8 protein-coding genes and 1 tRNA gene are annotated in these 12,634 nt (G+C 67.7%); 2 read left to right on the plus strand and 7 right to left on the minus strand.

The features are described 5' to 3' along the window. Positions 1–34: 34 nt before the first annotated feature. Positions 35–2,140 (minus strand): malate synthase G, encoded by a 2,106-nt coding sequence (locus KZ810_RS15930; protein WP_219770101.1) that lies wholly within the window; start codon positions 2,138–2,140, stop codon positions 35–37. Between the two features lie 90 nt (positions 2,141–2,230). Between KZ810_RS15930 and KZ810_RS15935 the strand changes: the two genes are divergently transcribed. Continuing rightward, entirely contained in the window at positions 2,231–3,118 is an 888-nt protein-coding gene (locus KZ810_RS15935; RefSeq protein WP_219770102.1) for a LysR family transcriptional regulator, read from the plus strand. Positions 3,119–3,121: 3 nt separating this feature from the next. On the opposite strand, the gene KZ810_RS15940 is transcribed toward KZ810_RS15935, so the two are convergent. From KZ810_RS15940 to KZ810_RS15965, 6 genes are all read right to left on the minus strand, one after another. Next, on the minus strand, positions 3,122–3,493 hold the full coding sequence (locus tag KZ810_RS15940) for a tRNA-binding protein (RefSeq protein WP_219770103.1): 372 nt from the start codon (positions 3,491–3,493) through the stop codon (positions 3,122–3,124). Positions 3,494–3,497: 4 nt separating this feature from the next. Further along, complete coding sequence (locus tag KZ810_RS15945; protein WP_219770104.1) at positions 3,498–4,169, minus strand: glutathione S-transferase family protein; 672 nt, start codon at positions 4,167–4,169, stop codon at positions 3,498–3,500. Between the two features lie 118 nt (positions 4,170–4,287). Further along, complete coding sequence (gltB, locus tag KZ810_RS15950) at positions 4,288–8,826, minus strand: glutamate synthase large subunit (protein WP_219770105.1); 4,539 nt, start codon at positions 8,824–8,826, stop codon at positions 4,288–4,290. Then, a complete protein-coding gene (locus KZ810_RS15955; protein WP_219770106.1) occupies positions 8,823–10,262 on the minus strand; it encodes an NAD(P)-dependent oxidoreductase in 1,440 nt (479 codons plus the stop codon). Before KZ810_RS15955 ends, gltB begins: the two co-directional genes overlap by 4 nt. 159 nt (positions 10,263–10,421) lie before the next feature. Beyond that, on the minus strand, positions 10,422–11,228 hold the full coding sequence (locus tag KZ810_RS15960; RefSeq protein ID WP_219770107.1) for an undecaprenyl-diphosphate phosphatase: 807 nt from the start codon (positions 11,226–11,228) through the stop codon (positions 10,422–10,424). A gap of 35 nt (positions 11,229–11,263) precedes the next feature. Further along, positions 11,264–12,196, minus strand: a complete 933-nt coding sequence (locus tag KZ810_RS15965; RefSeq protein ID WP_219770147.1) for a complex I NDUFA9 subunit family protein — start codon at positions 12,194–12,196, stop codon at positions 11,264–11,266. Between the two features lie 200 nt (positions 12,197–12,396). On the opposite strand from KZ810_RS15965, the gene KZ810_RS15970 reads away from it, so the two are divergent. Continuing rightward, a tRNA-Leu gene (locus KZ810_RS15970) sits at positions 12,397–12,483 on the plus strand. Positions 12,484–12,634 lie beyond the last annotated feature (151 nt).

The following is a 12,634-nucleotide window of genomic DNA, read 5'->3' on the forward strand; positions in this document are numbered from 1 at the left end:
CCCGTCCCTACCAGCGAGGCGGCGCCTGGTTCCCTCAGCCCCGCGCGCGCGCTTTCTCGCGCAAGCGTGCGGCGTGGAGCAACGGCTCGGTATAGCCGCTCGGTTGCGCGACGCCGTCGAACACCAGCGCGCGCGCGGCCTGGAACGCGATGCTCTCGTCCTCGCGGCCCGCCATCGGGCGGTAAGCTGGATCGCCCGCGTTCTGCGTATCAACCTTCGCCGCCATGCGAGTGAGCGCGGCATCAACCTCTTGCGGGGTCGCGACGCCGTGGAGCAACCAGTTCGCCATATGCTGCGACGAGATGCGCAGCGTCGCGCGGTCCTCCATCAAGCCGACGTCGTGGATGTCAGGCACCTTGGAGCATCCCACTCCCTGGTCGATCCAGCGCACGACATAGCCGAGGATGCCCTGCGCATTGTTGTCGAGTTCCTCGCGCACCTCCTGCGGCGTCCAGTTGCGCCCCGCCGCCAGCGGCACGGTAAGCAGGCGATCGAGCGCGGCGACCGGCTCGGCGCGGCGCGCCTCCTGCCGGGCGAACACGTCGACGCGGTGGTAATGCGTCGCGTGAAGCGTCGCGGCGGTCGGCGATGGTACCCAGGCAGTGGTCGCGCCGCTGGTGGAATGCGCGATCTTCTGGTCGAGCATGTCGCGCATCATGTCGGGCGCGGCCCACATCCCCTTGCCGATTTGTGCGCGGCCGGAGAGCCCGCAGGCGAGCCCGATCTGCACGTTGCGATCCTCGTACGCCTTGATCCAGTCGGCGCCCTTCATCTCTGCCTTGCGGATCATCGCGCCGGCGCGCATCGCGGTGTGCATCTCGTCGCCGGTGCGGTCGAGGAAGCCGGTGTTGATGAAGACGATGCGGTGGCGCACCGCGTGGATGCACGCGGCGAGATTGGCCGAGGTGCGGCGTTCCTCGTCCATCACGCCGACCTTGATCGTGTGGCGTGGCAGGCCGAGCAGATCCTCGACCGCGTCGAACAGCCGGTCGGTGAAGGCGCATTCGTCGGGGCCGTGCATCTTGGGCTTGACGATATAGATGCTGCCCGCGCGGCTGTTGCGGCGCGCGCCCCGAATGTCGTGAAGCGCGACGAGGCTGGTGACGATCGCGTCGAGGATGCCCTCGGGTGCCTCGCTGCCGTCGGATAGATGCAGCGCCGGCGTCGTCATCAGGTGACCGACGTTGCGGACGAACAGCAGGCTGCGGCCGGGCAGCACGATCTCGCCGCCGTCGGGGCCGGTGTAGTGGCGGTCGGGGTTGAGCCGCCGCGTCATCTCGCGCCCGTTTTTCTCGAACGTGTCGGTGAGGTCGCCGCGCATCAGCCCGAGCCAGTTGGCATAGGCCGCGACCTTGTCGGCGGCGTCGACCGCGGCGACCGAATCCTCCAGGTCGCAGATCGTTGTAACCGCGCTTTCCAGGATCACGTCGGCGATCCCCGCGGGATCGTCGCGGCCGATCGGGTGATCGGGATCAAACACGACCTCGATGTGAAGGCCGTTGTGGCGGAACAGGCGACCTTTCTCGCTGCGGCCGACGTACTGCGCGGGGTCGGCGAGCGTGATCTCGTCGTTCGTGAGTTCCGCCCACGAGCCGCCCGCCAGCGGTACCGCGTCGTCGAGGAACGCCTTGGCCCAGGCAATGACCTGACTCCCGCGCGCCGTGTCGTAGCCGCCGCCGGGATTGGGTGAGCCGAGCGCGTCGGTGCCGTAGAGCGCGTCGTACAGACTGCCCCAGCGCGCGTTGGCGGCGTTCAAGAGGAAGCGCGCGTTGAGGATCGGCACGACCAGTTGCGGCCCGGCGGTGGTCGCGACCTCGGCGTCAACGTGATCCGTGTCGATCGTGAAGGGGACGGGCTCGGGGACAAGATAGCCGATCTCGCGCAGGAACGCCTGATACTGGGCCTGATCGATCGGTTGGCCCGCGCGCGCGGCGTACCAGTCGTCGATCCGGCGCTGCAGTTCCTCGCGGCGCGCGAGCAGATCGCGGTTCTCCGGCGCGAAGCGGGCGAACAGGTCGGCCACCCCCGTCCAGAAGGCGTCGCGATCGACGCCGCTGCCGGGCAATGCGCGCTCCTCGATAAAGGCCGCGAGATCGGTCGCGATGGCGAGGCCGGCACGGTCAGTCATCAGCTCGGTCATCTACTCTCTCCTGCGGACATGCTTGTAGCGCCGTCCGATCCGCGCCACTAGAAGCATCATCGACGTAGCAGTCGATATTTGAATGCACGAATGATTGATCCCGATTACGTCCTCTTCGCGCGGCTGGTGACCGCGGGCAGCATCGCGGCGGCGGCGCGCTCGCTGCGCCTGTCACCCGCGATGGCGTCGCGGCGGCTGGCGCGGCTGGAGGCGCGGCTCGGCGCGCGGCTGGTGCAGCGCACGACCAGGCGGCTGGCGCTGACCCCCGCGGGCGAGCAATTCCACGCCGACGTGGTCGCGATCCTCGCCGCGGTCGAGGCGGCGGAAGCGCGGCTCACCGGCGAGGCGGCGGCGCCCGCGGGGCTGCTCCGCGTCAGCGCGCCGACCTCGTTCGGGCGCCTCCATGTCGCGCCGCATCTCCACCACTTCCTGAGCGCTTATCCCGAGGTCAGGTTATCACTCGATCTGTCTGACGCCTTCGTCGATCTGGTCGCGGGCGGGGTCGACGTCGGCATCCGCATCGCCGCCGCGGTGCCGCCCTCGCTTCAAGCGCACCGGCTCGGTGCCAGTCGCCGCGTGCTGTGTGCGAGCCCGGCCTATCTGGCGCGCGCGGGCGTGCCGGCGCGCGTCGCCGATCTTAGCGCGCACCGTCTGCTCGCGGCAGCGGGGCAGATGCCGTGGCGGCTAATCAGTGCGCCGCGTCGCGCGAGCGTTGACCGCGCGAGCCATGTGGAGACCAATTCGAGCGAGCTGGTGCGCGAACTGGCGCTCGCGGGGGTCGGTATCGCGCTTCGATCATTGTGGGACGTCGGCGATGCGTTGCGCGACGGCCGGCTGGTACGCGTCCTGCCCGAGTGGGAGGGGACACGCGACGTCGCGATCTGGGCGGTGCACCCGCGCGCACCGATCGTCGCCCCCGCCGTACGCGCGTTCGTCACCTTCCTGCGCGAAACGATCGATCCCGCGGCGTGGGAGTGAGCGCTAGAACAACCGCCCGCCATTCGGCACCGGGTGCGCCGGACCGACCAGCACCACCGCGCCGTCCGGGTCGGGAAACCCGAGGGTGAGAACCTCCGACATCATCGGCCCAATCTGCCGCGGCGGGAAGTTGACCACCGCGGCGACCTGCCGCCCGATCAATTCGTCGGCCGCGTGGCGGACGGTGATCTGCGCCGAGGATCGCTTGACGCCTACGGGCTCACCGAAGTCGATCGTGAGCTTGAACGCGGGCTTGCGCGCCTCGGGAAATGGGTCGACCGCCACAATCGTGCCGACCCGGATGTCGACGCGCATGAAATCGTCGAAGCCGATCGGATCGGCGGCCGGCGCAGCCGGGTCGTTGGTCACGTGCACGGCGTCAGAAGTCCGGGTTCTCATAATAGCTCGGCGGCTCGATCCCGCTGACACGTTCAGTCAGCAGCGGGCGGAAGCTACGACGGCTCTTGAACGCGGCATACCATGCCTTGGCATGCGCGTGCCCGGTCCAGTCGATCCCGCCGAGGTAATCCGCGACTGAGATCTGCGACGCCGCGGCCAGATCCGCGAGGCTGATCGTCGCGCCCGCGATCCATTTGCGGTGGTCGAGCAGGTAATCGATGTAATCCAGGTGCCCGACCGACGACTTCATCGCCTCGCGCAACCGTGACGCGTTGGGCGCGGTGCGGTGGACCAGCCGGTTGAGCATCCGCTCTTCCAGCAGCGGCTGGGTCACGTCGCGGTAGAAGAAGGTGTCGAACCACGTCACCAGCCGGCGGATCTCGGCGCGGTTGGCCGAGGAGCCGTTGATCATCGCGGCGCGGTCGACCGTTTCCTCGAAATATTCGCATATCGCGAGCGAATCGATCAGCACCTCGCCCTTGCTCGGCTCGACCATCACCGGCGTCTGCCCGGCGGGGTTCATATGGAGGAAATCGTCGCGCCGCTCCCACGGATGCTCGCGCACCAGTTGGTAGCCGACGTCCTTCTCGTTGAGCAGCGTGCGCACCTTGCGAGTGAACGGACACAGCGTGAATTGGTGCAACTGCCACATATCGTTGGTTGATAGCGGGCCTGCGGTGGCGGGCAAGGGGCGCAGGCGACCAAGCGCGGCTTTGCGGCGAGTTGCAAGGGCGCGCGCGTCACCGCAAACTGGTGACGCGCGCGGACGGCTACTCCGCTGCGACCAGTTCGACGCTGTCGTCGAGCGGGTGGGGCAGGCGGGTGAGCATTTCCTTCGGCACCACCTGCCAGAAATGTGCAAGGCTCGCGTCCCAATCCTCCAGCAGCCCCTTCGACCATCGGCTGTCGGTGGCGCGGGCGTGCGCCTGGACGAGGCCGCGGAGCGTCTCGGCCCAGTGCGCGGACGCGACGCGCTGCCACACGATGCTCTCCGCATTGGCGTTGCGCGCGAAGCTGCCGCGCGCATCGTAGACGAACGCCATGCCGCCGGTCATGCCGGCGCCGAAGTTCTGGCCGACCTCGCCCAGCACCACCGCGGTGCCGCCGGTCATGTACTCGCAGCCGTTCGCGCCGCAGCCCTCGACCACCACGTCGGCACCCGAGTTGCGCACCGCGAAACGCTCGCCCGCCTGTCCCGCCGCGAGCAGCCGACCCGCGGTCGCGCCGTAGAGCACGGTATTTCCGAGGATGGTGTTGTCCTGGCTGGCGAGCGGCGAGGATACCGCTGGCCGCACGATGATCGTGCCGCCCGATAGCCCCTTGCCGACGTAATCGTTGGCGTCGCCGAACACCTCGAGCGTGATGCCGCGGCACATGAACGCGCCGAGCGATTGTCCGGCCGAGCCGCGCAGGCGGACGGTGACGTGACCGTCGGCGAGCTTGCTCATGCCAAACGTGCGCGTGATCTCGCTCGACAGGCGCGTGCCGACCGCGCGGTGCGTGTTCCGCACCGAATAGGTCAATTGCATCTTCTCGCCGCGCGAGAAGACGGGGGCGGCGTCCTTGATGATCTGTGCGTCGAGGCTGTCGGGTACCTCGTTTCGGAACGTCGAGAGCGAGAAGCGCCGTTCGGCGTCGGTCGCGTCGACCTTGGCAAGGATGGGATTGAGGTCGAGGTCGTCGAGATGCTCCGCGCCGCGGCTGACCTGACGCAGCAGTTCGGTACGGCCGATGATCTCGTCGAGGCTGCGCACCCCCAGCCGGGCGAGGATGTCGCGCACTTCCTCGGCGATGAAGGTCATCAGGTTGATGACCTTCTCGGGCGTACCGACGAACTTGTCGCGCAGTTTCTGGTCCTGCGTGCAGATGCCGACGGGGCAGGTGTTCGAGTGGCATTGCCGCACCATGATGCAGCCCATCGCGACGAGGCTGAGCGTGCCGATGCCGAATTCTTCAGCCCCCAGGATCGCGGCGATGACGATGTCGCGCCCGGTCTTGAGGCCCCCGTCCGCGCGCAGCTTGATGCGGCCGCGCAGGCCGTTGAGCGTCAGGACCTGGTTGACCTCGGAGAGCCCCATTTCCCACGGCGTGCCGGCATATTTGATGCTGGTCTGCGGTGACGCGCCGGTGCCGCCGACGTGGCCCGAAACGAGGATCACATCGGCATGCGCCTTGGCAACGCCCGCCGCGACGGTGCCGATGCCGGCGGAGGAGACGAGCTTGACGCAGACGCGCGCGCGCGGGTTGATCTGCTTCAGGTCGTAGATGAGCTGCGCCAGATCCTCGATCGAGTAGATGTCGTGGTGCGGCGGCGGCGAGATGAGCGTGACGCCCGGCGTCGAGTGGCGCAGACGCGCGATGAATTCGGTCACCTTGAAGCCGGGCAGCTGCCCGCCCTCGCCGGGCTTGGCGCCTTGCGCGACCTTGATCTCTATCTCGTCGCAGGCGTTGAGATATTCGGAGGTGACGCCGAACCTTCCGCTCGCGATCTGCTTGATGACCGAATTGGCGTTGTCGCCATTCTCGTACGGCGTGTAGCGGACCTTGTCCTCGCCGCCCTCACCCGATACGGCCTTGGCACCGATCCGGTTCATCGCGATCGCCAGCGTCTCGTGCGCCTCCGGCGACAGCGCGCCGAGCGACATGCCGGGGGTGACGAAGCGCTTGCGGATCTCGGTGATCGCCTCGACCTGATCGACCGCGACGCCCTCTGCGGGGAAGTTGAACTGGAACAGGTCGCGCAAATAGATCGGCGGCAGGTCGGCGACCCCGCGTGAGAATTGCAGGTAGCTCGAATAGCTGTCGGTCGACACCGCCGTCTGGAGCAGGTGCATCAGTTGCGCGGAATAAGCGTGCGCCTCGCCGGTGTGTCGTTGGCGGTAGAAGCCACCGATCGGCAGCGTCGCGACCGCGCTATCGAACGCCGCCGCGTGGCGCTCGGTCGCGTTAACGTGAAGCGAGGCGTAGCCCTCGCCGCTGATCTTGGCGGGCATTCCGGGAAACAGGTCGTTGACCAGCGCGCGGGAGAGACCCACCGCCTCGAAATTATAGCCGCCGCGATAGGAGGAGATCACCGCGATCCCCATCTTCGACATGATCTTGAGCAGGCCCTCCTCGATCGCCTTCTTGTGACGGGCGAGGCACTCGTCGAGCGCGAGGTCGCCGAACAGCCCGCGCGCCTGGCGATCGACGATCGCGGCCTCGGCAAGGTATGCGTTTACCGTCGTCGCGCCGACGCCGATCAGCACGGCATAGTAATGCGTGTCGAGGCATTCCGCGGTGCGGACGTTGACCGATGCATAGGAGCGCAGCCCGCGGCGCACGAGATGGGTGTGGACCGCGGCGGCGGCGAGCACGCCGGGGATCGCGACGCGGTCCTCGGAGATATTCTCGTCGGTCAGGAACAGTTCGCTGCGCCCCTCGCGCACGGCTTGTTCTGCCTGGTTGCGGATGCGCTGGATCGCGGCGCGAAGCCGCTCGGGGCCCGCCTTGCCGGTGGCGCCCGCCTCGAACGTGCAGTCGATCTCGGCCGCGCTCGAACCGAAATACGCCTTCAGCCGGTGCCAGTGCGCGCCGGTCAGCACGGGCGAATCGAGCACCAGCACGCGCTCGCGCCGATCCTCGGTGTCGAGGATGTTGGCAAGATTGCCGAAGCGCGTCTTGAGCGACATGACGTAGCGCTCGCGCAGGGAATCGATCGGCGGGTTGGTGACCTGGCTGAAATTCTGGCGAAAGAACTGGCTGATCAGCCGCGGCTTGTCGGAGATGACCGCGAGCGGCGTGTCGTCGCCCATCGAGCCGATCGCTTCCTTCGCGGTCTCGACCATCGGCGACAGGATCAGTTCCATGTCCTCCAGCGTCTGCCCGGCGGCAACCTGTCGCCGCGCAAGTTCGGCGCGGTCGTAGCGCGTCGTGCTGTCGAGCGGGGCGGGGGGCAGGTCATCGACGCTTGAGAATTCGCCGATCATCGCAGCGTAATCGTGTTCGGCGGCGATGCGGTCCTTGACCTCGCGGTCGAGCAGCACGCGGCCTTCGTGAAGGTCGACCGCGATCATCTGCCCCGGACCAAGCCGGCCCTTGGCGATCACGCTGCTCTCGGGCACCACCACCATACCCGCTTCCGATCCGATGATGAGCAGGCCGTCGGCGGTCTGCGTGTAGCGAAGCGGGCGCAGCGCGTTGCGGTCGACGCCGCCGACCGCCCAGCGCCCGTCGGTCATCGCGAGCGCCGCGGGGCCGTCCCACGGCTCCATCACGGATGCCAGATACTGGTACATCGCGATATGCGCGTCGGGGGTGTCGCCGCCCGACTGCCACGCTTCGGGCACCAGCATCAGCTTCGCGGTGGGTGCGTCGCGGCCCGAACGGCAGATCGCCTCGAACGTCGCGTCGAGCGCCGCGGTGTCGCTGGCGCCTGCCGGGATCACCGGCTTGATGTCCTCCGAATGCTCGCCGAACGCGATCGAGGCCATGCGGATCTCGTGGCTGAGCATCCAGTTCTTGTTGCCGCGAACCGTGTTGATCTCGCCATTGTGCGCGAGGCAGCGGAACGGCTGCGCCAGCCACCATTGCGGAAAGGTGTTGGTCGAATAACGCTGGTGAAAGATCGCGACGCGGCTTTCGAACCGCTGATCGGTCAGATCGGGGTAGAAGTCCGACAGGCTTTCGGCGAGGAACAGCCCCTTGTAGATGATCGAGCGACAGGACAGCGAGCAGACGTAGAAACCCTGGATCTGTGCCGCGATCACGCGCTTCTCGATCTGGCGACGGACGAGATAGAGGTTCTTCTCGAATTCCTCTTGGCTGACTTCGTCGGGCAGCGGGCCGGCGATCATGATCTGCTCGATCTCGGGCCGCGTCATCTGCGCTTTGGCGCCGATCACCGACACGTTCACCGGCACCTGCCGCCAGCCGTAGATCGTGTAGCCGGCCTCGATCATCTCGGCCTCGACGATCGTGCGGCACGTCTCCTGCGCACTCAGATCGGTGCGCGGCAGGAACACCATGCCGACCGCGAGCCGGTTCGGAAGCAGCTTGTGCCCCGACGCGGCGACGCAATCGTCGAAGAAGCGCACCGGCAGATCGACGTGGAGCCCCGCGCCGTCGCCCGTCTTGCCATCGGCATCGACCGCGCCACGGTGCCACACGGCCTTCAACGCATCGATCGCGGACTGGACGACGCGGCGCGACGGCTTGCCATCGGTCGCGGCGACGAGCCCGACGCCGCACGCGTCGCCCTCGAATTCGGGGCGATACATGCCGTGTTCGGCGAGCCAGGCGCGCTGGTCGGTCATGGATGCGTCGCTCATGCTGCCACCTTCGCGTTCGCGGCCTTGGTCTTCAGATATTGGTGCATCGCCGCCGACACGTCGCGCCCGTCGCGGATCGCCCAGACGACGAGGCTCGCACCGCGGACGATGTCGCCGGCCGCGAACACGCCGTCGAGGCTCGTCATCAGTGTTTTCGCGTCGACCAGCACCGTGCCCCAGCGCGTGACGCCGAGCTCGGGCGCGTCCCACAGATGCGGCAGATCCTCCGCGTCGAAACCGAGCGCCTTCACGACGAGATCGGCGGGCATATCCTCCGCCGCACCCGGATCAATCTCGGGCGTGCGGCGGCCGCTCGCGTCGGCGCTGCCCAGCCGCATGCGATTGGCGCGAACGTGGGTGACGCGGCCGCCGTCCTCGATGAAGGAGGCAGGGGCCGAGAGCCAGACGAACTCGACGCCTTCTTCCTCAGCGTTCGCCACCTCGCGCTGGCTGCCGGGCATGTTGGCGCGGTCGCGGCGGTAGAGGCATTTGACGCTTCGCGCGCCCTGGCGGATCGCGGTGCGGACGCAGTCCATCGCGGTGTCGCCGCCGCCGATCACGACGACGTCCTTGCCCGCCGCGTTGAGGCTGCCGTCCTCGAACTCAGGAACGCGGTCGCCGAAGCTCTTGCGGTTGGAGGCGGTGAGATAGTCGAGTGCGGCGACCACGCCCGCTGCATCATGCCCGCCGACGTCGATCGCGCGCGCCTTGTACACGCCGGTCGCGATCAGGATCGCGTCGTGGCGGCCGCGCAGTTCGTCGAGCGTCGCATCCTCGCCGACCGCGAAGCCTTCGTGAAAGACGATGCCACCCGCCTTCAATCGCTCGACCCGGCGCGTGACGACGGGTTTCTCGAGCTTGAAGCCGGGGATGCCGTAGGTGAGCAATCCGCCCGCGCGATCGTGGCGGTCGTAGACGTGGACCTCGTAACCGTGGCCGCGCAGATACTCCGCTGCCGACAGCCCGGCAGGCCCCGCGCCGATCACGCCGACCGACTGGCCGCGGGCGGGTCCGGGAACGAGCGGTTCGACCCAGCCTTCCTCCCACGCCTTGTCGGTGATGAACTTCTCAACCGATCCGATCGTCACCGCGCCGTGGCCGGTGAACTCGATCACGCAATTGCCCTCGCACAACCGGTCCTGCGGGCAGATCCGGCCGCAGATCTCGGGCATCGTCGAGGTCGCGTTCGACAGCTCGTACGCCTCACGCAGCCGCCCTTCCGCGGTCAGCCGCAGCCAGTCGGGGATGTGGTTGTGCAGCGGGCAGTGGACCGAGCAATAGGGCACGCCGCATTGCGAGCAGCGTGCCGACTGATCTTCCGCCGATTGTACCGCGTAGCGTTCGACGATCTCGCGGAAGTCGTCCGCGCGCGCCTCCGCCTCGCGCTTGGCGGGATAGGCTTGCGGGCGTTCAACGAAACGAAGCATGTCGGCCATCGGTCAATCTCCGATGGCCGCAATTTCATATCAACAACGGCGTGTCACGCGAAATCAAACAATATAGGAAGTGTAGCGGACCTAAATAACGTGGATTTCCCTTACTTGTCGGCAGGCAGCCACCGTAGCGCTATCAAAAAAGGACCGAAGTGATACTAATCAATGTAGAAGCAGGGCGAGGGCAAGTCCGCCTGCGACGATCCGGTACCATGCGAAGGGCGCGAAGCCGTGCCGGCCGACGATGCCGACGAACCAGCGCACGACCAGCAGCGCGACCACGAACGAGACGATGAAGCCGACCGCGATCGCGCCGAGGCCTGCACCCTGACCGGCCATCAATTCATGGTGATGCCCGCCCAGTTCGACCACGCTCGCCCCCAGCATCGTCGGGATCGCCAGAAAGAAGCTGAATTCCGCCGCGGTGCGCCGCTCCACCCCGAGGCTGAGCGCCCCCAGGATGGTCGCGCCTGAGCGGCTGACACCGGGGATCATCGCCAGGCATTGCAGGAAGCCGACGCCCAGCGCGGTGCGCGCGGGCACGTCGGCGATGCCGCGCGTCGTGCCCGGCTTCACCAGTCGCTCGATCACCAGGATCGCGACGCCGCCGACGATCAGCGCGACCGCCACGACGCGGGGTTGCAGCAACAGCGCCTCGATCTGCTTCTTGAGCGCGAGGCCGATCACCGCGGCGGGAATGAACGCGATCAACAGGTTGCGGACGAACCGCACCGCACCCGCCTCGCGCGCGAACAACCCGGTCAGCACGGTCCAGAACGTCCGCCAGTACAGTACGACGACCGCGAGGATCGCGCCGAGCTGGATGACGATGTTGAACAGCCGCCAGTGCGCCTCGTCGTAACCGAGCAGCGCGCTCGCCAGGATCAGGTGCCCGGTGGAGGAGACCGGCAGGAACTCGGTCACCCCCTCGACGATGCCGAGGAGGACGGCGGTGAGCAGGTCGGTCACGTGGGCAGGCTCCGGCAGGAGAAGAGGGAAGGGGCTCAGCCCTTGGTCGCGTCGCTCAACAGCGAGAAGCGTCCGGCCTTGCGGTAACGCACCAGCCAGCCCGGCGCGATCGCGTCGAACGGCGTCCGCGCGAGGCCCATCGCAGTCAGTCCCTCGCCCGCGCTGACGACCGAATCGCGCTGGAGCAGCTTCCACTGGTCGCCCGTTAGCGGGCCACCCGGAACGCTAGCGAGCAGGCCGCCGACCGCGTCGGGCAGCGGCAGGAACGTGGGGTTGCGGCCGATGTGCGACGCGATCCGCTGCTGGATCTCCAGCATCGTCAGCACCTCGGGCCCGCCGAGTTCGTACAACTCGCCGCCGAAGCGCGCAGAGTCGCTCAGGCCAGCCACGACCGCGTTGGCGACGTCGCCGACATAGACCGGCTGGAACCGTGCCTCGCTGCGCAGCACCGGCACGACCGGCAGTTTCGCGATCATGCCGGCGAAGCGGTTGATGAACTGGTCCTCGCGGCCGAAGACGGTCGACGGGCGCAGGATCGTCGCATGGGGGAAGGCGGCGCGCACGGCGGCTTCGGCCTCACCCTTGGTGCGCGCGTAATTCGAGGCGCTGTCCGCATCGGCGCCGATCGCGGACACGTGGACCAGCGCGCCGACGCCCATCCGCGCCGCGGCCTCGGCGACTGCACGCGCGCCCTCGACGTGGATGCGATCGAGATTGCCCTCGAAGCTGCCGACCAGGTTGACGACCCCGTCTGCGTGCTCGACCGCGCGAGCGACCGTCTCCGGGCGGGTCACGTCGACCGCGACGAATTGCGTCTGCCCCAGCCCGCCGAGCGGCTTGAGGAAGAATGCCTGCCGCGGATCACGCTGCGCGATGCGGACGCGCGCGCCTGCCTTCAACAGCGCCTGCGCCACGTAACGACCAATGAAGCCGCCGCCGCCGATCAGGGTCACGAGCTTGTTGTTCACGCCGGTCATCAACGAAGGTCCCTGGAAAGTCGCGTGACGCCTTAGCCCTGCGGGTCGCTCAATAACAAGGCTGGCATGACGCGGCCGGGCGACACGCACGCCCGGTCGCTGCATTTTTCTGTGCGCGAAGGCGTTGACAGACCCTCGCACCCTCCCCTAGAGGCGCCGGCCTACCCGGAAGCGTTCACGCTTCCACCCGTGCCCAGATGGCGGAATTGGTAGACGCACCAGCTTCAGGTGCTGGCGATCGCAAGGTCGTGGAGGTTCGAGTCCTCTTCTGGGCACCATTTCCGGTCAAAACCGCGAACTGCGGTTGCGCCGGTCATATCCCCCTTGGTCGCTGATGCTTCAAGCAAGGCCGTGCAGCCGGCGATGACGATCTCGTTGTCGTTGACTGAGACGTCGCCGACCAGCATCCGAACGTAGGAACGCCGCAGT

It is taken from the genome of Sphingomonas citricola (assembly GCF_019429535.1).
GTDB classification, from domain to species: Bacteria; Pseudomonadota; Alphaproteobacteria; order Sphingomonadales; family Sphingomonadaceae; genus Sphingomonas; species Sphingomonas citricola.